General features: G+C 72.2%; 21 protein-coding genes. 9 read left to right on the forward strand and 12 right to left on the reverse strand.

Annotated elements, in window-relative coordinates:
* Positions 1–269: 269 nt before the first annotated feature.
* Positions 270–1,796: a peptide MFS transporter gene (locus ACFVFQ_RS34450; protein ID WP_383423781.1), complete on the reverse strand. Its 1,527-nt coding sequence runs from the start codon at positions 1,794–1,796 to the stop codon at positions 270–272.
* A 513-nt stretch (positions 1,797–2,309) separates the two neighbouring features.
* Between ACFVFQ_RS34450 and ACFVFQ_RS34455 the strand changes: the two genes are divergently transcribed.
* On the forward strand, positions 2,310–2,990 hold the full coding sequence (locus tag ACFVFQ_RS34455; protein ID WP_016575659.1) for a response regulator transcription factor: 681 nt from the start codon (positions 2,310–2,312) through the stop codon (positions 2,988–2,990).
* A gap of 6 nt (positions 2,991–2,996) precedes the next feature.
* A complete protein-coding gene (locus ACFVFQ_RS34460) occupies positions 2,997–4,244 on the forward strand; it encodes an ATP-binding protein (RefSeq protein WP_274915374.1) in 1,248 nt (415 codons plus the stop codon).
* Positions 4,245–4,255: 11 nt separating this feature from the next.
* Here ACFVFQ_RS34460 and ACFVFQ_RS34465 read toward each other — a convergent pair whose 3' ends face one another.
* Both ACFVFQ_RS34465 and ACFVFQ_RS34470 read right to left on the reverse strand, forming a co-directional pair.
* Positions 4,256–4,765 carry a GtrA family protein gene (locus tag ACFVFQ_RS34465; protein ID WP_383423784.1) on the reverse strand — a complete coding sequence of 170 codons (510 nt, stop codon included), beginning with the start codon at positions 4,763–4,765 and terminating at the stop codon, positions 4,256–4,258.
* 142 nt (positions 4,766–4,907) lie between these two features.
* Complete coding sequence (locus tag ACFVFQ_RS34470) at positions 4,908–5,348, reverse strand: protease inhibitor I42 family protein (protein ID WP_383423786.1); 441 nt, start codon at positions 5,346–5,348, stop codon at positions 4,908–4,910.
* 162 nt (positions 5,349–5,510) lie between these two features.
* Between ACFVFQ_RS34470 and ACFVFQ_RS34475 the strand changes: the two genes are divergently transcribed.
* From ACFVFQ_RS34475 to ACFVFQ_RS34485, 3 genes are read left to right on the forward strand one after another with little or no spacing between them, the layout of a single operon-like run.
* Positions 5,511–6,662: a 5-(carboxyamino)imidazole ribonucleotide synthase gene (locus ACFVFQ_RS34475; protein ID WP_383423788.1), complete on the forward strand. Its 1,152-nt coding sequence runs from the start codon at positions 5,511–5,513 to the stop codon at positions 6,660–6,662.
* Positions 6,659–7,237, forward strand: a complete 579-nt coding sequence (purE, locus tag ACFVFQ_RS34480; RefSeq protein WP_383423790.1) for a 5-(carboxyamino)imidazole ribonucleotide mutase — start codon at positions 6,659–6,661, stop codon at positions 7,235–7,237. The genes ACFVFQ_RS34475 and purE overlap by 4 nt, the downstream gene beginning before the upstream one ends.
* Entirely contained in the window at positions 7,234–8,403 is a 1,170-nt protein-coding gene (locus tag ACFVFQ_RS34485; protein ID WP_383423792.1) for a dipeptidase, read from the forward strand. The genes purE and ACFVFQ_RS34485 overlap by 4 nt, the downstream gene beginning before the upstream one ends.
* 482 nt (positions 8,404–8,885) lie before the next feature.
* Here the strand turns inward: ACFVFQ_RS34485 and ACFVFQ_RS34490 are convergent, their stop codons facing one another.
* Positions 8,886–10,226, reverse strand: coding sequence for a UDP-glucose dehydrogenase family protein (locus ACFVFQ_RS34490; RefSeq protein WP_383423794.1), 1,341 nt, complete (start codon positions 10,224–10,226; stop codon positions 8,886–8,888).
* A 216-nt stretch (positions 10,227–10,442) separates the two neighbouring features.
* Here ACFVFQ_RS34490 and ACFVFQ_RS34495 point away from each other — a divergent pair, with 216 nt between their 5' ends.
* Positions 10,443–11,621 (forward strand): acyl-CoA dehydrogenase family protein, encoded by a 1,179-nt coding sequence (locus tag ACFVFQ_RS34495; RefSeq protein ID WP_383423796.1) that lies wholly within the window; start codon positions 10,443–10,445, stop codon positions 11,619–11,621.
* 75 nt (positions 11,622–11,696) lie between these two features.
* Here the strand turns inward: ACFVFQ_RS34495 and ACFVFQ_RS34500 are convergent, their stop codons facing one another.
* On the reverse strand, positions 11,697–13,013 hold the full coding sequence (locus ACFVFQ_RS34500; protein WP_383423798.1) for an LCP family protein: 1,317 nt from the start codon (positions 13,011–13,013) through the stop codon (positions 11,697–11,699).
* A 284-nt stretch (positions 13,014–13,297) separates the two neighbouring features.
* Between ACFVFQ_RS34500 and ACFVFQ_RS34505 the strand changes: the two genes are divergently transcribed.
* Positions 13,298–13,852: an acyl-CoA thioesterase gene (locus ACFVFQ_RS34505; protein WP_383423800.1), complete on the forward strand. Its 555-nt coding sequence runs from the start codon at positions 13,298–13,300 to the stop codon at positions 13,850–13,852.
* Positions 13,853–13,880: 28 nt separating this feature from the next.
* Here the strand turns inward: ACFVFQ_RS34505 and ACFVFQ_RS34510 are convergent, their stop codons facing one another.
* Genes ACFVFQ_RS34510 through ACFVFQ_RS34520 form a run of 3 tightly spaced genes read right to left on the reverse strand, consistent with a single transcriptional unit; the run spans position 13,881 to position 16,279 of the window.
* Positions 13,881–14,483, reverse strand: coding sequence for a VanZ family protein (locus tag ACFVFQ_RS34510; protein WP_383423802.1), 603 nt, complete (start codon positions 14,481–14,483; stop codon positions 13,881–13,883).
* A gap of 39 nt (positions 14,484–14,522) precedes the next feature.
* Positions 14,523–14,975 (reverse strand): hypothetical protein, encoded by a 453-nt coding sequence (locus tag ACFVFQ_RS34515; RefSeq protein WP_383423804.1) that lies wholly within the window; start codon positions 14,973–14,975, stop codon positions 14,523–14,525.
* Entirely contained in the window at positions 14,972–16,279 is a 1,308-nt protein-coding gene (locus tag ACFVFQ_RS34520; RefSeq protein ID WP_383423863.1) for an LCP family protein, read from the reverse strand. Before ACFVFQ_RS34520 ends, ACFVFQ_RS34515 begins: the two co-directional genes overlap by 4 nt.
* A gap of 383 nt (positions 16,280–16,662) precedes the next feature.
* On the opposite strand from ACFVFQ_RS34520, the gene ACFVFQ_RS34525 reads away from it, so the two are divergent.
* A complete protein-coding gene (locus tag ACFVFQ_RS34525) occupies positions 16,663–17,694 on the forward strand; it encodes a glycosyltransferase family 2 protein (RefSeq protein WP_383423806.1) in 1,032 nt (343 codons plus the stop codon).
* A 62-nt stretch (positions 17,695–17,756) separates the two neighbouring features.
* On the opposite strand, the gene ACFVFQ_RS34530 is transcribed toward ACFVFQ_RS34525, so the two are convergent.
* The 4 genes from ACFVFQ_RS34530 to ACFVFQ_RS34545 all read right to left on the reverse strand — a co-directional run bounded on the left by ACFVFQ_RS34530 (position 17,757) and on the right by ACFVFQ_RS34545 (position 23,773).
* On the reverse strand, positions 17,757–19,442 hold the full coding sequence (locus ACFVFQ_RS34530) for an LCP family protein (RefSeq protein ID WP_383423808.1): 1,686 nt from the start codon (positions 19,440–19,442) through the stop codon (positions 17,757–17,759).
* A gap of 54 nt (positions 19,443–19,496) precedes the next feature.
* Complete coding sequence (locus ACFVFQ_RS34535) at positions 19,497–21,263, reverse strand: LCP family protein (RefSeq protein WP_383423810.1); 1,767 nt, start codon at positions 21,261–21,263, stop codon at positions 19,497–19,499.
* A gap of 240 nt (positions 21,264–21,503) precedes the next feature.
* Positions 21,504–22,781 carry an LCP family protein gene (locus ACFVFQ_RS34540; protein ID WP_383423812.1) on the reverse strand — a complete coding sequence of 426 codons (1,278 nt, stop codon included), beginning with the start codon at positions 22,779–22,781 and terminating at the stop codon, positions 21,504–21,506.
* A 233-nt stretch (positions 22,782–23,014) separates the two neighbouring features.
* On the reverse strand, positions 23,015–23,773 hold the full coding sequence (locus ACFVFQ_RS34545; protein ID WP_383423814.1) for a TIGR03089 family protein: 759 nt from the start codon (positions 23,771–23,773) through the stop codon (positions 23,015–23,017).
* A 128-nt stretch (positions 23,774–23,901) separates the two neighbouring features.
* Between ACFVFQ_RS34545 and ACFVFQ_RS34550 the strand changes: the two genes are divergently transcribed.
* Entirely contained in the window at positions 23,902–25,266 is a 1,365-nt protein-coding gene (locus tag ACFVFQ_RS34550; RefSeq protein WP_383423815.1) for a peptidoglycan recognition protein, read from the forward strand.
* Positions 25,267–25,300: the final 34 nt, after the last annotated feature.

Below are 25,300 nucleotides of genomic sequence, written 5' to 3' on the forward strand. Positions count from 1 at the left end.
CCCCTCACGGGGTGGGGAGGGGTGGGTGGGGGCGGTAGGCCAGACGTAAAGCGAAGCAGTCTGGCCTACCGCCCCCGGAGGCCCGTCACCGCAGCCGACAGCCCCGCGCAGCGGATCGACGCCCGCGCCGCAGGCGCCACGGCGGGAAAGCCAACAACGTGGGCGGCCCGCCAAGCGCAGCGGACCGGCGGGACAGCCAAGTACGTGGGAAGAAAAAGACCCGGCACGGGTCATCCGTGCCGGGTTCTCTTTCCGTTAGCGGGGGGAGATCAGTGCACGTCTCCCATAAGGGGACTGATCTTCTTGCGGTACATGAAGACCGCGAAGCCGGCCAACGTGGCCAGCGCGGCCTCGGTGATCAACACCCCCGTGCCGCTGAGGTCCGCACCGCCGATGGACACCAGGGAGATGACGCTGTCGCCCGCGGTGACCGCGAGGAACCAGACGCCCATCATCTGGCTCGCGTACTTCTGCGGCGCCAGCTTCGTCGTCACCGACAGGCCGACGGGGGAGAGGCACAGCTCGCCCATCGTCTGGAGGCCGTAGACGGTGATCAGCCACATCGGGCTGACCTTGGTGCCGTCCGAGGACATCGCGATCGGCAGCAGGAAGAAGAAGTACGAGGCGCCGATCAGGACCATCGCCATGGCGAACTTCACCGGCGTGCTGGGTTCCTTGCCACGGCGGGCCAGCGCCAGCCACATCGAGGCGAAGATCGGGGCGAGGGCGAGCACCCACACCGGGTTGATCGACTGGAGCCAGGAGGACGGGAAGGCCAGGCCGAAGACGGACTCCGCGGTGTTCTTGTCGGCGAAGACGTTCAGCGTCGAACCGGCCTGGTCGAAGATCATCCAGAAGACCGCGGCGGCGACGAAGAACCACAGGTAGCCACTGACCTTGGCCTGCTCGGTCTCGGTCAGCTCCTTGTCCCGCTTGATCCGCAGCAGCACGAAGCACGGCACGGAGATGCCGATGATGGCCAGCGGGATCAGCGCCCAGTTGAGCGTGAAGTGGCCGGTGCCCGCGACGATCCCGTAGAAGACCGCGGCGACGACGGCCCAGATCAGGCCCTTGCGCAGCCAGCCGTTGCGCTCCTGCACCGTCAGCGGGGTCGGCACCTGGTGGCTCTTCGGGTTCAGGTGCCGGGTGCCGATCAGGAACTGGATCAGACCCAGCGCCATGCCGAGCGCCGCGGTCGCGAAGCCCAGGTGCCAGTTGATGCTCTGGCCGATGCCGCCGACGACGATCGGCGCGGCCATCGACCCGATGTTGATGCTCATGTAGAAGACGGTGAAACCGCCGTCCCGGCGCGGGTCCTGCGGGCCGTCGTAGAGGTGTCCGACCATCGTGGAGATGTTGGACTTCAGCAGGCCGGAGCCGCACGCCACCATCGCCAGGCCGACGAAGAAGGTCTGGCCCGGTATCGCCAGCACGACGTGGCCGGCGATGACGATGGACGCACCGACGATCACCGTCTTGCGCGGGCCCCAGACCCGGTCGCCGAACCAGCCGCCGGGCATGGCGAGCAGGTAGACCAGGGCCATGTAGACCGCGTAGATCGCGGTGGCGGAGGCGGCCGTCATGGCCAGACCACCGCCCTGGGAGCCCACCTTGGCGTCCGCTCCACCGGAGATCAGATACAGGACGAGCAGGGCGCGCATGCCGTAGAAGCTGAAGCGCTCCCACATCTCGGTCATGAAGAGAGTGGCCAGGCCGCGTGGGTGGCCGAAGAAGGTTTTGCCGCCGTCGGCAGGGGTTCCCTGCTGGGCAGCGTCCTTCGTCAGGCTGGACGCCATGGTGGGTTCCTATGCTTCTCGGGACGCGTCCGAGAGAACTCGGTGTGCGCCCGGGTGGGGGATGACCGGCACCGGAGCCGCCCCGCCCGCCCTCACGCCCGGGAGGTTCGGCGCCCCACGCAGGGGGCCGCCGACGGGAGGTCGGACACCGGGATCCACGCCCCCGTGCCGCAACAGCGGCCGGCGGACCCGGTCGACAGGTCTTTCACTGTGTAAGGGACTGGAGGTGCCAGACCCGCACACAACAGGGACCGATGACGTCAGTTGATCGCCACGGGTCCCGGGGTTGTGCGTTGGACGTTCGGGACACCATACGTCCGCTGAGCGGGTCGTTTGAAGGGGTGAGAGAACGCTCACACTCGCTTCCGGAACCGTTTGTGCCTGTGGAGTCGACCACATACGCACCCGCGCGCCCGCGTTCCGGGGCGTGCGAGCGGGCGCGGAAAGGGCCGCCTGTCGCCCATCCGTGCTGGTCCGCCCCTCGCTGTCGGTACATCGGACTACCATCGGCGCATGACCCGTGTACTGCTCGCCGAGGATGACGCGTCCATCTCGGAGCCGCTCGCCCGCGCCCTGCGCCGCGAGGGTTACGACGTCGAAGTGCGTGAGGACGGCCCGACGGCGCTCGATGCCGGTCTCCAGGGCAACATCGACCTCGTGGTCCTGGACTTGGGACTGCCCGGTATGGACGGTCTGGAGGTCTGCCGCCGGCTGCGCAACGAAGGCCATTCCTTCCCGATCCTCGTGCTGACCGCCCGCGCCGACGAGGTGGACACCGTCGTCGGCCTCGACGCCGGCGCGGACGACTACGTCACCAAGCCCTTCCGGCTGGCCGAGTTGCTCGCCCGGGTCCGGGCCCTGCTCCGGCGCGGCTCCACCGCCGAGCCCCAGCAGCCGCCGGCCACCCACGGCGTGCGGATCGACGTCGAGTCGCACCGCGCCTGGATGGGCGACGAGGAACTCCAGCTCACGGCGAAGGAGTTCGACCTGCTGCGGGTCCTGGTGCGGGACGCCGGCCGGGTCGTCACCCGCGACCAGCTGATGCGCGAGGTCTGGGACACCACCTGGTGGTCCTCCACCAAGACGCTGGACATGCACATCTCCTGGCTCCGCAAGAAGCTGGGCGACGACGCCGCCAACCCGCGGTACATCGCCACCGTCCGCGGGGTCGGCTTCCGCTTCGAAAAGAGCTAGGGGCCCGTGCGCCGCCGACTGATCAACTCCACGCTGGCCGTGGTGCTCGTCGTCATCGCCGTCTTCGGGGTCTCCCTGGTGATCGTCGAGACCCGCACGATCCAGGCCGGCGCGCAGGAGAGCGTGTCGTCGGAGGCCGTCCGGCTGGTCGGGATAGTGGAGAGCCGACTGGGCAGCGGCGAGAAGATCACCCCGGAGATCCTCTCGGAGCAGATCACCGCCCACCGCTACGCCGTCATCAAGGTGCCCGGCAAGCCGGAGATCGAGATCGGTCCGCGCCCGGCCGGCGACGTGATCGAGTCCAAGGTGCGCGGCGACCGCGGCGAGGCCGTCACGGTCCAGGAGTCCCGTGCCACGGTCAGCGCCGAGATCGGCCGGACTCTGCTGGTGATCCTGGCCGTCGCCCTGTTGGCGATCCTGGCGGCCGTGGTGCTCGCCATCCGGCAGGCCCGCCGGCTCACCGCCCCGCTCACCGACCTCGCCGAGACCGCCGAGCGGCTCGGCTCCGGCGATCCCCGGCCCCGCCACCGCCGTTACGGCGTCCAGGAACTGGACCGGGTCGCCGACGTCCTCGACGCCAGCGCCGAGCGGATCGCGCGGATGCTCACCGCCGAGCGGCGGCTGGCCGCCGACGCCTCCCACCAACTGCGCACCCCGCTGACCGCGTTGTCCATGCGGCTGGAGGAGATCACCCTCACCGACGACCCGGACACCGTCAAGGAAGAGGCCACCATCGCGCTGGCCCAGGTGGAGCGGCTGACGGACGTGGTGCAGCGGCTGCTGACCAACTCCCGTGACCCGCGCACCGGCTCGGCCGTCGCCTTCGACCTCGACGAGGTGGTCAAGCAGCAGATCGAGGAGTGGCGCCCGGCTTACCGCAGCGCCGGACGGGCCATCGTCCGCTCCGGGAAGAAGGGGCTGCGGGCCGTCGGCACCCCCGGCGCGGTCGCCCAGGTGCTCGCCACCCTGATCGAGAACTCCCTGATGCACGGCGCCGGTACGGTCGCGCTGCGCACCCGCGTCACCGGCAACCAGGCCGTGGTCGAGGTCACCGACGCCGGCCGCGGCGTCCCCCCGGACCTCGGCTCGCGGGTCTTCGAACGGACCGTCTCCGGCCGCAACTCCACCGGCCTGGGGCTGGCCGTCGCCCGCGACCTGGCCGAGGCCGACGGCGGCCGCCTGGAGCTCCTCCAGCAACACCCGCCGGTCTTCGCGCTGTTCCTGGCCCGGGAGAGCGAGCTCACCGAGGAGTGAGCCGCGGGCGGCTACTTCCGGGAGGCGCCGCTCTCCAGCCGGGAGTTGTCCGCCAGGAACGACTCGGCGGTCTCCACCGCCTCGCGGGCGGGCAGCCCCCGGAAGACCCAGGTGCGGTACGACCAGAAGCGGAAGAGCGTGGCGATCCCGATGCCGAGGAACTTGAAGACGTTGCTCTGCAGCGGGTCGTCCCAGCCGAACCCGTAGGTCGCGGTGTAGAGGATGCCGTTCTCGATGATCAGGCCGACCACGCTGAACAGCAGGAAGAGCGTCAACTCGCGGGTCCGGCCGCGCTTGTCGCGGTCCCGGTAGGCGAAGTAGCGGTAGCCGATGTAGTTGGTGAGGGTGGCCACCACCGTGGCCACGATGCTCGCCCGGACGACGGGGAGCTCGGTCAGGTGCCGGACGAGGTTGAAGACCGCGAAGTTCACCACGACCCCCGCGCCGCCGACGGCGCCGAACTTCACGATCTCCCGGATGAGCGCCTCCAGCCGCGACCGCAGCGCGCTCGGTTGACTCATGGTGATCGTTCAGCTCCCTGTGCGTGGGGGTGGGCGGGCCGGGGGCCCGGTGGGGTCCCTCATGCTAACCACGTTCCCTGTGCCCCGGTGGCCCAGAGGCCCGCTCCGCACACCCGTGCACGAAAGCGATCGGGACCGGCCATCAGCGGACCGTGATCCGGAAGTTGAGGGTGCGGGTTCCCGGCTCGTACGCCGTGCCCGTCGCGCACCGTCGGCAGTACAGCAACCGCAGGTCGGTGCGGCCGGGGCGGACGGCCTCGAAGTCCAGCGCCCGGGAGGCGCGGTCGGACGACGGCGGCCGGCCGGGCGGATCGTCCGGTGCCGGCCGATTGGCACCGGCCCTGAGAACGGCCGGATCCGGACGCGGGTCGACGACGATCCAGTGGAAGGCGTCGTCGGGGTCGTCGGGGACCTCGATGGTGAACCGGTCGCCGGCGGACACCGTGATCTCGGTGTCGTCGGGGCCGTACACCGCCGGTCCGGACAGTTGGCTGATCACCGTGTACAGGGCGATCAGCAGGGCGGCGACGGCGACGACGGTCACCAGCGCCCGGGAGTTCCTCGCTATGCCGCAGCTCTCCATGCGGCCTCCCCCTATCGCCGGCCGGGGCCGGTCGAATCCTTCCGCGCCCGGTCCGGAACCTCACCGCTGTTGTGGACCTTCACGATCACCCTCGAACGCCAACCTCGGATGATCCTCCAACCCGGGTCGGGTGCCCGACGACCGGCCGGATACCCTGGGGGCGTGACGTTCCCGGTAGTCGGCATGGTCGGCGGCGGTCAGCTCGCCCGTATGACCCACGAGGCGGGTATCCCCCTCGGCATCAAGTTCAAGCTCCTCAGTGACACCCCGCAGGACTCGGCGGCCCAGGTGGTCAGCGAAGTCGTCATCGGCGACTACCGCGATCTGGACACCCTGCGCGCCTTCGCCCGTGGCTGCGATGTGCTCACCTTCGACCACGAGCACGTACCCACCGCGCACCTACGGGCGTTGGAGGCCGACGGAATCCCCATCCGCCCCGGCCCCGACGCGCTGGTGCACGCCCAGGACAAGGGCGTGATGCGAGCCAAGTTGGACGCCATCGGGGCGCCCTGTCCGCGCCACCGCATCGTCGCCGACCCGGCCGACGTGGAGCGCTTCGCCGCCGAGGGCGAGGGTTTCCCGGTGATCCTCAAGACCGTTCGCGGCGGCTACGACGGCAAGGGCGTCTGGCTCGTGCGATCGGCCAAGGAGGCGGCGGAGCCGTTCCGCGCCGGCGTGCCCGTGCTGGCGGAGGAGAAGGTCCCCTTCGTCCGCGAGCTGGCCGCCAACGTGGTCCGCTCCCCGCACGGCCAGGCCGTCGCCTACCCGGTCGTGGAGTCCATCCAGGTCGACGGCGTCTGCGACACCGTGATCGCGCCGGCCCCCGACCTGACCGACGAACTCTCCACGCACGCCCAGCAGCTCGCCCTGCGGATCGCCGACGAGCTCGACGTCATCGGCCACCTCGCGGTCGAGCTCTTCGAGGTCCGCGACGCCGACGGCGCCCCCGCCGTCCTCGTCAACGAACTCGCCATGCGCCCGCACAACTCCGGTCACTGGACCCAGGACGGCGCGATCACCTCGCAGTTCGCCAACCACGTCCGTGCCGTCCTCGACCTCCCGCTCGGCGACCCGCGCCCGCGCGCCCGTTGGACGGTGATGGCCAACGTCCTGGGCGGTGACTACCCGGACATGTATGCGGCGTACCTCCATTGCATGGCACGCGACCCGCAGTTGAAGATTCACATGTACGGCAAGGACGTGAAGCCGGGCCGCAAGGTCGGGCACGTCAACACCTACGGCGACGACCTGGCGGATGTGCGTGAGCGCGCCGCGCACGCCGCCGGCTATCTGCGAGGAACGATCACGGAATGACGGCCAGCACCGCCCCCGACCGCCACCCCGCCCCGCGCCCCGCCGACGACGCCCCCGTCATCGGCATCGTCATGGGCTCCGACTCCGACTGGCCCGTCATGGAGGCCGCCGCCCAGGCCCTGGACGAGTTCGAGATCGGCTACGAGGTCGACGTGGTCTCGGCCCACCGCATGCCGCACGAGATGATCGCGTACGGCGAGCGGGCCGCCGACCGCGGGCTGAAGGCGCTCATCGCCGGCGCCGGGGGCGCCGCCCACCTCCCGGGCATGCTCGCCTCGGTCACCCCCCTCCCCGTCATCGGCGTCCCCGTCCCCCTGAAGTACCTCGACGGCATGGACTCCCTCCTCTCCATCGTTCAGATGCCCGCCGGCGTCCCGGTCGCCACCGTCTCCGTCGGCGGCGCCCGCAACGCCGGCCTGCTCGCCGCCCGCATCCTCGCCGCCCACGACCCCGAACTGTGCGCCCGGATGCGGGAGTTCCAGCAGGAGCTCAACCACCAGGCCACCGAGAAGGGCAAGCGGCTGCGCAACAAGGTCGCCGGCGCCGCGGGCTTCGGCTTCGGGAGCGGCAAGTGACGGCCGCCCTGGACGCCGCCCGCGAGCTGCTCGCGCAGTGGCCGATCGTCGACGGCCACAACGACCTGCCCTGGGCGCTGCGCGAACAGGTCCGCTACGACCTCGACCGGCGCGACGTCGCCACCGACCAGAGCGCCAGCCTGCACACCGACATCCCCCGACTCCGGGCCGGCGGCGTCGGCGCACAGTTCTGGTCGGTGTATGTACGCTCCGACTACGCCGGCGACCACGCGGTCAGCGCGACCCTGGAACAGATCGACGCCGTACGGCAGTTGACCACCCGTTACGCAGCGGATCTACGCCTGGCGACCACCGCCGACGATATGGAGGCGGCCCGCGCCGAGGGTCGCATTGCCTCACTCATGGGCGCCGAGGGCGGCCACTCGATCAACAACTCGCTGGCCACCCTGCGGGCCTTCCACACTCTGGGCGTCCGCTATATGACGCTCACCCACAACGACAACAACGACTGGGCGGACTCGGCGACCGACGAGCCCCGCCACCACGGCCTGTCGCCCTTCGGCGAGGAGGTCGTCCGCGAGATGAACCGCCTCGGCATGCTGGTCGACCTCTCGCACGTCTCGCCCGACACCATGCGGGACGCGCTCCGGGTCAGCACCGCCCCGGTGATCTTCTCGCACTCCTCGGCCCGCGCGGTCTGCGACCATCCGCGCAACGTCCCCGACGACGTACTGGCCCAACTCCCCGCCAACGGCGGCCTCGCGATGGCCACCTTCGTCCCGAAGTTCGTCCTCCCCGCGGCCGTCGAGTGGACCCAGCGCGCCGACGAGAACATGCGCGCCCACGGTCTGCACCACCTCGACACGACCGAGCGCGGCATGGCGGTGCAACGCGCCTTCGAGTCCGCCAATCCGCGTCCCGCGGCCACCGCGGCGACCGTTGCCGACCACCTCGACCACATGCGGGAGGTCGCCGGCATCGACCATGTCGGCATCGGCGGCGACTACGACGGCACGGCCTTCACGCCGACGGACCTCGCCGATGTCGCGAGCTATCCGCGACTCGTCGCGGAACTCCTCGACCGCAAGTGGTCGTCGGACGACCTTGCCAAGTTGACGTGGCGCAACGCCGTTCGTGTCCTCCGCGCCGCGGAGGAAGTCGCCCGGGCGGCCCCGGGGGCCCCGTCCAACGTGACGCTCTCTTAGCCCTCGTTGTTGGCTTTCCCGCCGTAGCGCCTGCGGCGCGGGCATTGTTGCCGCTGCGCGGGGCTGTTCGGCCGCGGGGCCGGTCCTCCGGGGCCGGTATGCCAGACTGCTTCGCTTTACGTCTGGCATACCGCCCCCTCCGGCCCGTCCCCTCCCGTGGGAAGGGTGGAGGACTGGTGAGTGGGGGTCGCCCTGTGTGGTCCCCTGACGGTCGTCATTCAGTGCACAAGCCGCAGCACTCAACACTCAACTCGCACCGGACCACCGGCAGTTGGCCCCACCCGCAGAAATTCCACCCCTCAACGGGAGGGGACGGGCCGGAGGGGTGGGTGTGCAGGACGTAAAGCGAAGCAGTCCTGCACACCCACCCCGGAGGTCCGTCACCGCACCCGACAGCGCCGCGCAGCGGCTCGGCGCCGTAGGCGCAACCAACGGCGAGCAACCCCCACGGCAGGGCGGCCGCACACCGTCGGGACGAAACGTCAAAGAGACGGGCGCCCAAGCGCCCGATACGTCCAGCCGGCCTTGCGCCACGCCGTCGGGTCGAGGGCGTTGCGTCCGTCCAGGACGCACCGGTCGGCGACGACCTCGCCGAGCACCGCGGGGTCGAGTTCCCGGAACTCGCGCCACTCCGTGAGGTGGAGGACGACGTGCGCACCGCGCACCGCTTCCAGGGCGCTGTCCGCGTAGCCGAGGGTCGGGAAGACCCGCTTCGCGTTGGCCATGCCCTTCGGGTCGTAGACGGTCACCTGGCCGCCCTGGAGGTGGATCTGGCCGGCGACGTTGAGCGCGGGGGAGTCGCGGACGTCGTCGGAGTCGGGCTTGAACGTGGCGCCGAGGATGGCGACCCGGGTGCCGAGGAAGCTGCCGCCGACCGCGTCGCGGGCCAGTTCGACCATGTGGGCGCGGCGCCGCATGTTGATCGAGTCGACCTCGCGGAGGAAGGTCAGTGCCTGGTCGGCGCCGAGCTCGCCGGCGCGGGCCATGAAGGCCCGGATGTCCTTGGGCAGGCAGCCGCCGCCGAAGCCGATGCCGGCGCGCAGGAACTTCTTGCCGATCCGCTCGTCGTGGCCGATGGCCTCGGCCAGCTTCACCACGTCGCCGCCGGCCGCCTCGCAGACCTCGGCCATCGCGTTGATGAACGAGATCTTGGTGGCGAGGAAGGAGTTGGCGGAGGTCTTCACCAACTCGGCGGTCGGGTAGTCCATGACGACGAAGGGCGAGCCCTCGGCGAGCGGGGTGGCGTAGACCTCGCGCAGCAGCGCCTCGGCCCGCTCGCTGGTGACGCCGGCGACGATGCGGTCGGGGTGCAGGGTGTCCTGGACGGCGAAGCCCTCGCGCAGGAACTCCGGGTTCCAGGCCAGTTCGACGTCCGAGCCGGCGGGCGCGGCCGCCGCCAGGCGCTGCGCGAGCCGGGCCGCGCTGCCCACCGGCACCGTCGACTTGCCCACCACCAGCGCGGGCCGGGTCAGTTGCGGCGCCAGCGCGTCGAAGGCGGCCTCGACGTAGGACATGTCGCAGGCGTACTCGCCGTGCTTCTGCGGGGTGTTGACGCAGACGAAGTGGACATCGCCGAAGGCGCCGACCTCCTCGTAGGAGGTGGTGAAGCGCAGCCGGCCGGTGGAGCCCTCGATGCCGGCGACGTGGCGGCGCAGCAGCTCTTCCAGGCCCGGCTCGTACATCGGGACCTCGCCGCGGCGGAGCATCTCGATCTTCTCCGGCTGCACGTCCAGACCGAGCACCTCGAAGCCCAGCTCGGCCATGGCGGCGGCGTGGGTGGCGCCGAGGTAGCCGGTGCCGATCACGGTGATCTTGAGGGCCATGCGGGGCTCCAGACGTCGGGCGGAAAAAGCTGCCGACCGAGCATATCCGCGCACCGCGCGCCCCCTTCCCGTCAGCCGTACGCACTCAGGGGGACTGTCGGCAACCTCACCTATCCGCGGCCCGGCATCGGCCCTAGAATCCCTTCTCAGTAAGGGTTACTTAACGGTAGTTAGCGCTGCCAACAGCTCACAGGGGAGTGAGAGACCTTGGCGTCAGTGGGAAAGAACGCAGCCGCTGATTTCGATCTGTACCGGCCGTCCGAGGAGCACGACATGCTCCGCGAGTCGGTGCGCTCGCTCGCCGAGGCGAAGATCGCACCGTTCGCCGCCGCGGTGGACGAGGAGGCGCGCTTCCCGCAGGAGGCGCTGGACGCGCTGGTCGCCAACGACCTGCACGCGGTGCACGTGCCGGAGGCGTACGGCGGCGCCGGTGCCGACGCGCTGGCGACCGTGATCGTCATCGAGGAGGTCGCCCGGGTCTGCGCCTCCTCGTCGTTGATCCCGGCCGTCAACAAGCTCGGTTCGCTCCCGGTGATCCTCTCCGGCGGCGAGGAGTTGAAGAAGAAGTACCTGGCGCCGCTGGCCCAGGGCGACGCGATGTTCTCGTACTGCCTGAGCGAGCCGGACGCCGGTTCCGATGCGGCGGGGATGAAGACCAAGGCGGTGCGGGACGGCGACTTCTACGTCCTCAACGGCGTCAAGCGCTGGATCACCAACGCCGGGGAGTCGGAGTTCTACACCGTCATGGCGGTGACCGACCCGGAAAAGCGGTCCAAGGGCATATCGGCGTTCGTCGTCGAGAAGGGCGACGAGGGCGTCTCGTTCGGCGCCCCGGAGAAGAAGCTGGGCATCAAGGGCTCCCCGACCCGCGAGGTCTACCTCGACAACGTCCGGATTCCCGCCGACCGCATGATCGGCGCGGAGGGCACCGGCTTCGCCACCGCGATGAAGACCCTGGACCACACTCGCATCACCATCGCGGCCCAGGCGCTCGGCATCGCCCAGGGCGCGCTGGACTACGCCAAGGGCTACGTCCAGGAGCGCAAGCAGTTCGGCAAGCCGATCGGCGACTTCCAGGGCGTCCAGTTCATGCTCGCCGACATGGCGATGAAGCTGGAGGCGGCCCGGCAGCTCACCTACGCCGCGGCGGCCCGCTCCGAGCGCGTCTCGGCCGGTGCCAAGGGCGAGGACCTGACGTTCTTCGGCGCCGCCGCCAAGTGCTACGCCTCCGACGCCGCCATGGAGATCACCACCGACGCCGTCCAACTGCTCGGCGGCTACGGCTACACCCGCGACTACCCGCTGGAGCGGATGATGCGGGACGCCAAGATCACGCAAATCTACGAGGGCACCAACCAGGTGCAGCGGATCGTGATGGCGCGCAACCTCCCGTAGGGAGTGGCGCCGCACGACAACGGGACGGGCCCCGACCGCAGTTGGCGGTCGGGGCCCGTCCCGTTGTCCGTCCGGTCAGTTGCCGGTGACGGTGACCGGCTCGTCGTTGTTGAGCTGCTGGACGAGCTGCTTGAGCTTGGCCTGGTCCCAGACCAGGTTGCCGCCCGTGCTCCCGGAGATCGGCATGTTCATCGACTTGCCCTCGCCGCCGGTGACGCCCTTCATCGCGAAGAACATCTGGCCCAGGTCCCACAGGCTCATGTCCTTGTCCACCTTCAGCGTGTCCAGGCCGGCGCCGAGCGTCGGGTAGAGCTTGAAGGGGTTCAGGAGGGTGCCCGGGGTGGCGGCCTGGTGCGCGACGGCGGCCAGGAACTTCTGCTGGTTCTTGGTGCGTTGGAGGTCCTGGGAGGCGAACGCGTGCCGGGTCCGGACGAAGGCGAGCGCCTGCGCGCCGGTGAGGGTCTGGGTGCCGGCCTTGAAGTCGGCGCCGGAGTCCTTGTCCTTGAACGCCTGGGGGATGTTCATCTCCACGCCGCCGAGCGCGTCGACGATGTTGGCGAAGCCGGCGAACCCGATCTCGACGTAGTGGTCGATGTGCAGGTGGGTGTTGTACTCGATGGTGCGGACCAACAGGGCCGGACCGTCCTCGGCGTAGGTCGCGTTCAGCTTGGTGTGCCGCCCGCGCGCCGGGTACTGCTTGCCGGACTTCGAGCCGACGTACGAGGGGACCTCGACGTTGGAGTCGCGCGGCAGGGATATCAGCGTCGGGCCGTTGCTGCCGTCGTGCAGGATCAGCATCGAGTCGGTGCGCCCGCCGTCGGTGGGGCCGCCGGTGTGCAACTTCTGCTTCATCTCGTCGGTCATGCCCTCGCGGCTGTCCGTGCCGACGATGAGGTAGTTGGTGCCGTCGCCGGTCGCGGGCCGGTCGATGACCTTGCTCAGGTCGACCTCGCGGCGCAGCTTGCCGTCCGCCCAGAAGTAGGTGCCGACCGAGGCGGCCAGCACCACCACGACCAGGACGATCAGGGCCCGCTTGATGCGGCGGCCCCAGCGCGGGCGCGGCCGGGCGCCTTGTCCGTCGCCGCCGTACCCGTCACCGCCGTATCCGTCACCGCCCCGGCCGCGGCCCCCGCCGTAGACCTGTCCGGTGTTGTAGCCGTCGTCGTATCCGTTGTAGTCGTGCTGGCCCCGGGACTGCTGCGGCGGGACGCCCGCGCCACCGCGCGGCGAGAGCGAGGGCGGGAGCGGGGGCTCGTTCCGCGGGTAGCCGGGGCCTGCGTCGCGCCGCACGTGGGGCATGGCGCGCGCACCCTCCGGCTCGGCGCTGCCGCTGCCGCTGCCGTACCGGTTGCCGCCCGGCTCGCCGGACCGTCCTTGGGGCCACTCATTCATACGGGGAAGTGTGCATCCCCGTGGGGTCCGCTCCATAGGGCGGGTACGGGATCGGGCCTGGGCTGTTGCAGAGCTGATGCAAAGCGACCGCGCGCTACCGGGCCATACCGCACGGGGCCCGACGATTCCGGCGCGACCAACGGAATCAGCCATTCCGGATAGTTTCCGGCGCCGTCGAGGAGAGACGGCTCACGGCGCCGGTGAGACCGGGGTCACGCCGCCCGTGGGCCCGCCCCGCCGCCGCGCCGTACGGTCCCGTACGGCACCGGCTTACGCTGTTCTCCATGACCGACCTCGTCACCACCAGCCCGGAGGACGTCCCTGCGGGCAAGCCCACCTCCGTCTCCCGCACCACGCTGTCGCACATCATGACCGCGGCCGACACCAACCTCCTGGGGACGGTGCACGGCGGGGTGATCATGAAACTGGTCGACGACGCCGCCGGCGCGGTCGCGGGCCGGCACTCCGGCGGCCCGGCGGTGACGGCGTCCATGGACGAGATGGCCTTCCTGGAGCCGGTGCGGGTCGGCGACCTGGTGCATGTGAAGGCCCAGGTGAACTGGACCGGCCGGTCCTCCATGGAGGTCGGCGTCCGGGTCCTGGCCGAGCGCTGGAACGAGTCCACCCCCGCCCAGCAGGTCGGCTCCGCCTACCTCGTCTTCGCCGCCGTCGACGAGCATGGCAAGCCCCGCGCGGTGCCGCCGGTGCTTCCCGAGACCGAGCGCGACAAGCGGCGCTACCAGGAGGCCCAGATCCGCCGGACGCACCGGCTGGCCCGCCGCCGCGCCATCAAGGAGCTGCGCGAGCGGCGCGCCGCCGAGGGCCTCGACGACGCCTGACCGGCCCGCGTCACGGCCCGGGGCGGCGCTACGCCTCCTCGGGCGCGGGTGCCGGCACGGCACCGACCGCCCGCCGGGGCAGCGCCCGGCGGCACACCACCGCCGCCGCCAGTTTCGCCAGCAGGGCCAGCAGCGCGCCGGCCGCCGTCCCCGCCGCCGCGCACAGCACATCGTCGATGTCGGCCACCCGGCCCGCCCGCATCAAGAGCTGCGCCAGCTCGATGACCAGGCTCAGCCCCACCCCGCACAGGAACGCGCCGGCCGCCGACCATCGGGGCACGGCGAACCGCAGCAGTAGCGACACCGGGACGAACAGCGCGGTGCCGGCGACCTGCCGCCGCACCACCATGGCCACCTCGCCCGGCTCCAACTGGGCACCCAGCTCGAACATCCCCTCCCCGGGACGCCACCAGAACGTCGCGTCGGCGGTCCCGACCGGCTGCGTGGGGGCGAGCGTGACCACCAGCATCAGCAGCAGCCAGGCCGCCAGCAGCGCGCGGGCCGCGGTCCGCGGGGTGCGCCGGTGCGGGGCCCGCGCCGACCACAGCGCCAGCCCCAGGGCCAGGGCCAACGCCCCGAGCAGGAAGAGCGTCACCGTGGTGGGGGTGACGGTCAGCACGACCTGCCACATGGTTCGCACACACCTTTCCGGGCGCCGGACCGGCCGGCGTCAGCCGCAGCTCCACTTGGTGACGAAGACCGTCGCGGTGTGCTCCATGACGCCGCGGATGCACTCGTCGGGCAGCATCTCCACCCGCCCGCTCAGCCGCAGTGCCCCGCCCCGCGTCCGCCCGCTGCCGAACCAGCCGGGGAACGCGGTGATCTGAGCGTTCTTGCGCTGGTAGCCGAGCCGGACGGTGATCTCGCCGGGCACCGGGACGTCCCGCTGGTAGACGGCGACGTAGACGCCGGTGGTGCCGACCGGGCCGCGCAGGCAGAGCCGGCCGCGGACCAGCACCCCGCAGCCGGCCGGCTCGGCCGGTGCCGCCGGGGCCGCCGCCGCGGTGGCCGCGAGCAGCGCCAGCACCGCGGCCGCGGCGGCGGCCCGGCCCAGGTGCCGCCGCCGGCCCGGCCCGGCCGGCGACGACCCCACGACGGTGCGACGGGGGGCGGGCACGGTCATCGGCACACCGCCTGGTCGCCGGTGATCGCCCCGAGGGCGCCGGGGGCCGGCGTCGGCTCCTCGGCCCGCACCGCCCGCACCCCGCGGAAGTCCGCCCCGACGGTCACCCGCATCACCGGCCCCTGCCCGTTCGCCGGGCGCAGTTCGGCGCCGGGCAGCGCGGCCGCCAGCGAGCGCGCCGAGCGGTCCCAGCGCGGGTCGTAGGAGACCACCGTGCGCGGCGCGGCGCCGAGCGCGGAGTCGCCGGGGGCGTCGGCGGTGGCGAAGCCGGTGGCGTGCAGCTCCCGGGTGACCTGGGCGGCCAGCCCGCGCCGCCCGGTGCCGTTGTCGACCCGCACCCGGACCCGCTCGGGCGGCACATCCACGACGGTGGCCGGCGCCGCGTGGTCCCGGTGGACGGCGATCGGCCGGTCCTCGCGCAGCGCCCGGAACAGCCGCGGCGCCCGCACCGGGTCCCAGCGCACCGTCGACCCCAGCCCCGGCACGTCCTCGGCCTCGCCGCGCAGCGGCACCGAGGCGAACTCCGAGGACGCCGGACCGAAGCCGCGCATCGCCTGCGCCAGGTCGGTCAGATCGCCCGCGCCGAACCCCGCGTCGGCCCGTACGGACGTCAGCACGGCGTCCGCGACCTCCTTGAAGCGGGCCGGGTTCACCAGCACGCCGGACGAGGTGATCCGGTGCAACAGCGCGGCCAGGAAACGCTGTTGGCGCTGCATCCGGCCCAGGTCCGCGGAGGCGTCGACGTGCCGGGTGCGGACGTACTGCAACGCCTGGCCGCCGCCCAGCCGCGAGGTCCCAGCCGGCAGGTCCAGCCCCGAGTACGGGTCCTTCAACGGGCGCACGGTGCAGATGTCCACCCCGCCGACCGCGTCCACGGTCCGCATGAAGCTGGTGAAGTCGACCTCCAGGTAGTGGTCGATGTGCACCCCCGTCATGTGCTCGACGGTGCGCACGGTCAGGCTCGGGCCGCCCTCGGCGTAGGCGGCGTTCAGCTTGAGCGCGTGCCGGGGGCGGCGTCGCCCGTCGGCGTCCTCGTGGGCGGGCACCTCGGCGTAGGAGTCGCGGGGGAGGCTGACGACGCTGGCGCGGCTCCGGTCGGCGGCCAGGTGCACCAGCATCAGGGTGTCGGTGCAGTGGCAGGGGGCGCCGCCCAGGTGGTACTTCGCCTTCTCCTCGTCGCTCAGCTTGTCCCGGCCGTCGGTGCCGACGACCAGGAACGTCAGCCCCGCGCCGGCGCCGGGCCGGTCGCTCATCCCCTGGAAGGCGTCGACCCGGCCGATGCCGGTCTCCACGCCGGTGACCATGGCGTGCCCCACCCCGCTCGCGGACAGCAGCAGCGCGGTCGCCGCGGCGCTGACCCGCAGCCCCCAACGGGGCCGCCCTGGGGAACGCCGACGTCCGCGCCGCCGCCGGGGACGCCGGCCCGGCACGGTGCGGCTGGTGGGGGACGGCGCGGTCACGGGCCACCTCCGCGGTGGACGGGGACGAGGGCAGCGGGGCCGGGCCACCGTAAGCCGGTACGATCTGCTGCAAAACGCCACACACCGGGTGGAAGCCGTGCGGCCACCCGGTTGCCGTCCGGGCGGGTCGCCCGTTCGCGGTACCGTGAAGCGGAATACCGCAGTCTCCCGGCGGGCGCCGCCGCCCTCTTAAGGCGGTTCACCGCGGGCCGTACCCCCGAGGAACCATGCCCCAGCAGCAGCTTCCGGCCGTCTCCGTGATCATGCCGGTGCTCAACGAGGAACGTCACCTGCGCAATGCGGTCCGGCACATCCTGGCTCAGGAGTACGCCGGCGAGATGGAGGTGGTGATCGCCCTCGGCCCGTCCGCGGACCGCACCGACGAGATCGCCGCGGAACTGGTCGCCGAGGACCCCCGGGTGCACACCGTGCCCAACCCCACGGGCCGCACCCCCGCCGCGCTGAACGCCGCGATCAAGGCGTCCCGGCACCCCGTCGTCGTCCGCGTCGACGGCCACGGCATGCTCTCGCCGAACTACATCGCCACCGCGGTGCGGCTGTTGGAAGAGACCGGTGCCGCCAACGTCGGCGGCATCATGCACGCCGAGGGCGAGAACGCCTGGGAGGAGGCGGTGGCCGCCGCGATGACCTCCCGGATCGGGGTGGGCAACGCCGCCTTTCACACCGGCGGCGCGGCCGGCCCCGCCGAGACGGTCTACCTCGGCGTCTTCCGGCGCGAGGTGCTGGAGCAACTGGGCGGCTACAACGAGGAGTTCATCCGCGCCCAGGACTGGGAGCTGAACTTCCGGATCCGCGAGGCCGGCGGGAAGGTCTGGTTCTCGCCGGAGTTGAAGGTCCAGTACCGGCCGCGGCCCAGCGTCAAGGAGCTGGCCAAGCAGTACAAGAACTACGGCAAGTGGCGGCACGTCGTGGCCCGTTACCACTCCGGGTCGATCAACCTGCGCTACCTCGCCCCGCCGACCGCGGTCTGCGCCATCGCGGCCGGTGTGGTCGTCGGCGTGGCCGTCACGCCCTGGGGCTTCGTCGTCCCGGCCGGCTACCTGGCCGCGATCGCCGCCGGCTCGCTGCCGGCCGGCAAGGGCCTGTCGCTCAAGGCCCGGGCGCAGATCCCGCTGGCCCTGGCGACCATGCACATGTCCTGGGGCACCGGCTTCCTCACCAGCCCCCGCGCGCTGGCCAAGAAGGTCATCGCCAGCCGGCGGCCGGCCGTCCAGGCGCCGGTAGCGGCCGCGGAGTAGCGGCCACGGAGCGGCGAGCGAGAGAAGGGTGCGCGTCCCAACGGGGCGCGCACCCTTCGTCGTCAGAAGGTGTACTGCGGATTGACCCGCATGCAGGCCGAGGAGTCCTTCTCGGCGTTCAGCGGGTCGGCGCTCTTCGGGGCCGCGTGCGCGCCGGCCGTGCCGTCACCGCCGTCGCCGGACGCGGCGGGGTAGTCCGCGCCGGTCCGCCAGTCGTTCCCGATCACCAGGCGCAGCGCGGTCGTTGACGACGACGGGCGCACCGCGCTCTTGGGCAGTCCGAGCGCCTTGGCCAGCGCCAGGGCGTCGCCGCGCCCGGACGCGTCCTTGTAGAGCAGGGCGGTGTCGGCCTGGCGGGTCAGCCGGGCGTCGGTGCGGGCGGCGCGGTAGCCGAGCGCGGTCAGCCGGCCGTGCACGACGTTGGCGCGGCCGGGGGCCGGGCCGCGGGTGCCGTCGGTGCCGTTCTGGACGACAACGTCCAGCTTTTCCTTGGGAGTTGACGGCTTCGGGTCCGGCTGGGGCTGCTGCTTCGCGCCGCCGGTGTCCTTGCCGTCCAGCGCGACGTCTTTCCGCAGCATCGCGAAGGTCGCCGCCGCCTCGCCCGGCTTGGGCAGCACGTACCGCTCCCCGGGCCCGTACTGCCAGGGCATGGTGACCATCGTGACGCGCCCGGTCGGCACCCGTTGGAGGTCGCCGCCCAGGTCGTAGAGGTTCTTGACCGAGCCGAGCCCCTCGTCGACGGTGAGCGCGCTGGTCGCGGCCTCCGCCAGGTCCCGCAGCTGCACCGGGTCGGTGAGCTTGGTGCCCTGCTTGAGCTGACGGATCATGGCGTTCATGTACATGTGCTGGGCCTTGGCCCGGCCGATGTCGGTGTTGTCCTCGAAGCCGTAACGGGTGCGCAGCCACTGGAGCGCCTGGACGCCCTTGACCGCGTGGGTGCCCTTGGTCAGCCGCAGGCCGCTGCCGTGGCCCCAGCTGTCGTGCGAGTAGATGTTCCGGTCGACGCAGACCGGCACCCCGCCGACCGCGTCGGCCATGTCCACCACCCCGGAGAAGTCGACCATCATGAAGTGGTCGACGTAGATGCCGGTCAGCGCCTTCCAGGTGGCCACCGTGCAGCCCGGACCGCCGTGTTGGAGCGAGGAGTTGATGGCACCGGTGGTCTGCGGGTAGACGTGGCCGTCCTTGGGGTCGGTGCACTGCGGGATGGCCACCCGGGTGTCCCGCGGGATGGAGAGCACCGACATGTTGCTGCGGTCGGCGCTGACGTGCAGCAGCATCTGCACGTCCGCCAGCGGCTTGCGGTCCGCGTCCTGGCGGGCCCCGCCCAGCTCGATGTTCTTCTCGGTGTTCCGGCCGTCCGACCCCAACAGCAGGATGTTCAGCGGGGTTTGGCCGAACGCGTTGGGCTCGGGCTTCCTCAGCCCACCCGGGCCGAGGTCCAGCGCCTCCTTGCGGAGGTTGGCGTTGAGGTGCTGGTAGTAGAGGTAGCCGCCGGTGGCCCCGGCCACCAGGAACAGGCCCAGGGCGAGCGCCGTCCAGCGCAGCGCCCGGCGGCCCCGGCGGCGCGGGCGACGGCCGGCGCGGTGCCCGCCGGGGGCGGTGCCGGGCGGGCCCTGGGGCGCCGCGCCATCGCCCGGGTCCCACCCGGGCGCGTCCGGCGGCAGCCCCTTGTCCTCGTAGCCACCGTCCGCCCAGCCCAACCGCTGGGGCCCCGGTTCCTCGTCGCGTACTCCGCTCTGCCGCATGCGGCATCCCCCGTGTTCTTGTGGCGCGCCCGGCGGCCCCGGAGGGCCGCCCGGCTACTTCGCGCAGATGTTCTTGTCACCTGCACTGACGTGCTGCACCCCGTCCGGGGTTTCGGACGGCGCCTCGATCGGTGATCCCGGCGCGGTGAAGTCCTTGCCCAGCACCAGCTTCATCGGGACCCGCGGGCCGGCGTCCGCGCCGGTCTTCTTCAGCGCGCTCTTGGGCAGCCCCATCCACTCGGCCAACGTGGCGGCCTGGTCGGCCTGGTTGGGCGCGTACTCCAGCCGCGTCGCGGCCAACTTCTCCGGCGCGTTACCGGCGTTGGTGGACAGCCGCGCCGCCTTGGAGTTCTGCAGCCAGTCCACGGTCTCCTGGGCCGCGCCGAACGGCCCGCCCCCGTTGGACACATCGACCCGCACCAGCTCCGGCGGCGCCTTCTTCACCGGCGCCGCGTCCTTCTTCTCGCCGCCGCCCTTCCCGGCGCCCTTGGCCAACGGGTGGTCCTGCTGCACCATCTTGAACAGCGGATCGGCCTTGGCGCTGTCCAGCACGACGGTCGCCTTGTCCCGCGGGTTGTCCAGCACCGGGACGGTGGCGAAGGTGATCTTCTCCAGGTCCACCCGCTTCAGGTCGTTGCCGAAGTCCAACAGCTTCGACGCGCTGCCGATGCCGGTGTCCACCGTCAACGCCTTGGTCGCCGCCTGTGCCACGTCCAGCAGCTTCCCCGGGCTGCTGAACGCGCTCGACTTGAGCTTCCGGATCAGCGACCCGACGAACTGCTGCTGCAACTGGATCCGGCTCAGGTCGCTGCCGGTGCCCACCGCGTGCCGGGTCCGCACGAACGCCAGCGCCTGCTCGCCCTTGACCACGTGCCGACCGGCCGTCAACTTCAGGTGCGACTTGGGGTCGTTTATGTCCTTGCCCGCGCACACCTCGACGCCGTCCACCGCGTCCGAGAGGTCCTTGACGGCGTTGAAGTCCGCCATCATGAAGTGGTTGACCTTCAGCCCGGTCAGCTTCTCCACGGTGCGCCAGGTGCAGCCGGGGTCCCGACCCTCCTGGCCCAGGCTGGTGTTGAACCGCACCTGCCGCTGCCCGGGGATCACCTTGGTCGAGCCGTCCGGCTGCTTCGTCGGGCAGTCCGGGATATCGGTGATCATGTCGCGCGGGATGCTCAACGCCGAGGCGTTGGAACGGTCCTTGGAGACATGGATCAGGATCGTGGTGTCCGCGTGCCCCAGGCTGCCGGTGTCGCCGTAGCCGGAGTCGCCCTTGCCGGTGCGCGCGTCGGTGCCGATCACCAGGAGGTTCACCGGGCCGTCGGTGACCGCGGAGTTCTCCTCGCCGACGTCGACCTTCTTGATGTTGCCGTCCAGTTGCTCGAAGACGACGTACGCGGTGCCGCAGCCGGCGACGAGGACGAACCCCACCACCCCGGCCGTCCAGTACAGCGCCTTTCGCTTCCCCGACTTCTTCGGCTTGGGCCGCCGGCGGCCCGCGGCGGCGCCGGCCACCGCCGCGCTCCCGGACCGGGCCGCGGCCCGGCGCGCCGCCCGCCCGCCCGTCGGGGCCTCGTCGTCGCCGTCGGCCTTCTGGCCGGCCCGCTGGACCGGCAGCGGACGGGTGTCGGTATCACCGCCCGGCGCGCCGGGACCCCCCTCGGTACGTCTGCCGGGCGCCTTGCGGTCGACGGGTCGAGCCGGGCCCCGACCCGACGGGTCGAGCCGCAACTCGTAGTTGCCGGTGTCCGGATCGAACACCCACTGATCAGCGGGGTCGACGTTGTTGTCGCCCGCCTGCCCACGGCCTTGCGCGTCCACGGTGCCTTGAGTCCTCCGTCGGTACCACGCGGCGCCATCCCCTCAAGGCGCTCGGTCGATCGTGCGATACGTGGTTCGGTACTGGGTCTTTTCGGTACTTGGTACTTGGTCATCGGTCAGCTGGTCGGGCGGACCGGATCGCTCACACTATCCGCCCAGTTCAGCGTCGGGCGACGCGCGTGACAAATTCCACGTTCCTACAACTGGGCAATCCGCCCATTCCCTTCGCCGTCGGCGCGGTTATTCGCAGCCGCCGCGTTCCGCGGTACTCCCGGGAAAGGACGGCACCGAACTCGCCCCCGGCGCCGGCCGTCCGCCGGGCCCGGACGGCTTGTCGTCCGCGGCGGCGCGGGCGGGATCCGGCGCCACCGCCACCGGCCGATCCTTGCGCAATTGCGCGAATAGCCGGTCCGCGTCGGGCTGCACCAGTTGATCGCGATTCGGGTCGTCGCGGTACGCGGTGCGCGGCACGGTCAGAAACTGCACCCGCGAGGTGGGAATGGAGCGCATGCTCCGGACCAATTCGTACATACCCCGAAGCGAAGCCAGTCCGGCATCGGTCGTCAGCGAACTCGTCGCGGCATCCATCACCGGATACAGCCGCATCGGATTGAGCAGCACGCCATTGCTCTGCACTTTCTTCACCAATGCGGCCAGGAACTGCTGTTGTCGCGCCATCCGTTGGGTGTCGCTGCCGTTGCCCAGGCTCTTGCGGGCCCGCACATAACCGAGCGCCGCCTCCCCGCCCAACGTCTGCCGGCCGGCCGGCAACGACAGGTGCGCCTCCTCGTCCCGGATGGGCCGCGGCAGGCACACCTGGACGCCGTGCACCGCGTCCACCATGTTCTTGAAGCCGGTGAAGTCCACGATGACGTGGTGGTCGATCCGGATCGAGGTCATCCGTTCCACCGTGCGGATCGCGCAGGCCGCCCCGCCGTAGGCGAACGCCCAGTTGAACTGCACCACTTGGGGCGCCGACTCGGTCCCGTCGGTCCGCCGGCAGTGCGGCACCTGCGTCATCAGGTCGCGCGGGATGCTCACCGCGGTGGCGCTGCGCCGGTTCGCCGCCAGGTGCAACAGGATCGTGGTGTCCGAGCGCTGGGTGCCGGTGTCCTCCCCGTACGCGCCGTTCCCGCCGCCCCGGTTGTCGGAGCCGATCAGCAGGACGTTCTGCGCGTTCTTCGGGCCCGCCGGCGGCCGCTCCGACTCGTACTTCTCCAACTCCCGCTCGGTCGCGCTGTCCGCCCGGATGTTGCCGTTGAGTCGGGTCCAGATCGCCCAGCCCAGCCCCGCCGAGGCGAGCACCGTGACGACCAGCACCAGTGCCGCGGCCCGCAGCAGGCGGCGGTGCCGGGAGCGCGGGGTGCGCGGCGGCCCCGGCCGGTCGGACGCCAGGCGGCCGACGGGCCGCGCGGGCCACCCCGGGAACCGCGCCGGCCGCCCGCCGCCCGGTGCCCCGCGCCCGCCACCCCCGCGACGGCGACGGCGTGCGGGCGGGGTGTCGGGGCTCTCGGTCACGTGGGCGTCTCCCTCGCGGAAGTCGGCGGGTCGCCCCGCGCCGGGCACCGCCGGGGAGGAGACCGCCGGACCCCGCGCCGGGGAGTTCCGTACGCACGGTGCGTACGTACACCGAGCATGGCCCCCGGCGGGCGGACCGGCCCGCCCGGCGGGAGTCGCCTGCGCCGGACGGGGGAGCGGGCGGGCCGGCTGCCTCATTAGGGCCTGGCCGACGGGTCAGCGTCGGACGGGCCCTAGGAACGCGGCGCGGTGAAGGTCACCTTCTCGTCGGCCGTTCGGGCCGCCAGCGCCTCGTCGGTGGCCCGCTCCGGGTGCCGGCAGAGCACCACCGAGCCGCCCGTCGCCAGCGGCGCGTACAGCCCGAACGACAGCCCCCGCCAGGTGTCGTAGGCCAGCCCCGACAGCACCCGGGGCGCCGCCGGAAGCCCGGCCGCCGCGGCGTCCGCCAGCGCCCGCCGGCCGATTCCGGCGCCGGTCAGCTCCTCGCCGTCGACGACCAGCGCCGGCGCCCCCGGATCCACCGGCACGAACGGGGCGAACCGGTCGCCCTGGCCCGGCACTTCCACCGCGTAGTCCGCGAAGCCCGCCGGCGGCTGCGGGAACCGGCCGCCCAACGGGCGCAGCGCCAGCGCCACCCGCTCCCCGGAACAGGCCCGCGCCGCATCGAGGGTGTCGGGCCCGCTGACGACCAGGTCGGCCGCGCCCGGGTCGCCGCCGACGTCCGCGACCACCCCCACCGAGGCGCAGGCCAGCAGCCACACGGCGGTCTGCCAGTGCGCGGGCAGCAGCAGCACGAGCCGGTCGCCGGGCTCGGCGGCCAGATCGCCCTGGAGGTAGTTGGCGGTCTTCGCCACCCAATTGGCGAAGGTCGCGACGGAGAGTTCCACCCGCTCGCCGGTGGCGTCGTCGTAGAAGGTCAGCAGCGGGCGGCCCGGGTCCGCGGCCAGCGCGGAACCCAGCAGGTCGGCAGGGGTGCGATCGGTGGCGTTCATCGGCGCCAGGGTACGCGCGGCGGCCGCTGACGGTCAGTCCGGTGGCGGCGCGGCCGGGCCACCGGTTCGGCCGATGCCCCGTCAGACCAGCGATGGCGGGCGGCCGTCGGCCGTGCCCAAGATTTCCCATGCGCCCCTTTCTCGCGACCTGCCTCGGCGCCGCGTGCACGGCTGCCCTCGCCCTGCCCACCGCCCCGGCCGCCGCGCGCCTCGCGCACCCCACCGCCGGGCCCGGCACGGCGCGCGCCGGCGACCTGCCGGGCGCCACCTGGTCCCTCCCGCTGGACGCCCTCGGCCGGGCCGCCCCGCGCACCCCCGCCGCCCCACGGCGCCCCGTCGTCCGGGAACTGACGACCCGCACGGTGCACCCGTTCTCCCTCGTCGGCGTCGTCTGGGACGACGCCTCGGCGGCGCTCCAGGGCCGGGCCCAGGTCCGCACCCGGGCCCGCGGCAGCGGCACCTGGTCCGACTGGCAGGAGCTGACCAACGCCAGCGACGACGCCCCCGACCCGGGCGCCGGGGAGGGCCGCGACGGCGGCGCGGCGCGCGGCAGCACCGCCCCGCTGTGGGTCGGCGCCAGCGACGCGATCCAACTGCGCCTCACCCTCGCCCCGGGCGCCGGCACCGACCCGGCCGGCGCCGCCGCGTCCGCCGCCGTGCGCGCCCCCGCCGTCCTGCCGCACGGCCTGCGGCTCGAACTCGTCGACCCCGGCCCCAACACCCCCGCACGGCGCGGCGAACCGCCGTTCGGCCCCGAGGCCGCCGCCAGCTCCGCTGCCAACGCGCCGCTGGCCCCCCTGGGCGCCACCCAGATCCCCGCCGCCGACCAGGCCGCCGCCCGGGCCGACATCGCCGCCTCCGGCGAGTCCACCCCCACCGGGCCGGTGCACATCGGCGCCCGCCCCCGCATCGTCACCCGGGCCGGCTGGGGCGCCGACGAACGGCTGCGTGAGACCCGCTTCGTCTACACCCACGCCGTCCGCGCCGCCTTCGTCCACCACAGCGCCACCGGCAACAACTACACCTGTGCGCAGGCCCCTTCGGTGATCCGTGCGCTGTACCGCTTCCACGTCAAGAGCAGCCACTGGCGCGACATCGGCTACAACTTCCTGATCGACAAGTGCGGCACCATCTACGAGGGCCGCGCCGGCGGCGTCGCCAAGCCCGTCCTCGGCGCGCACACCCTCGGCTTCAACAACGACAGCACCGGCATCGCCCTGTTGGGCACCTTCCAGAAGACCGCGCCGCCGCCGCCCGCCATCGAGGCGCTCGGTCGGCTGGCCGCCTGGAAACTGGGCCTGCACAACGCCGATCCGCGCGGCCGCACCCCGATGACGTCCACCGGCGGCAACCTCTACCGCAAGGGCGCGGTCGTCCGACAGCACGTCATCTCCGGCCACCGGGACGGCTTCAAGACCGAGTGCCCCGGCGCCCTGCTCTACGCCGACCTCCCGGCGATCCGCCGGACCGCGGCCCGCCTCCAGGGCCGCTGACGCCCCCACACCGCGTCGTCGACCACGCCCCGTC

It is taken from the genome of Streptomyces sp. NPDC057743, assembly GCF_042798755.1.
GTDB lineage: Bacteria > Actinomycetota > Actinomycetes > Streptomycetales > Streptomycetaceae > Streptomyces.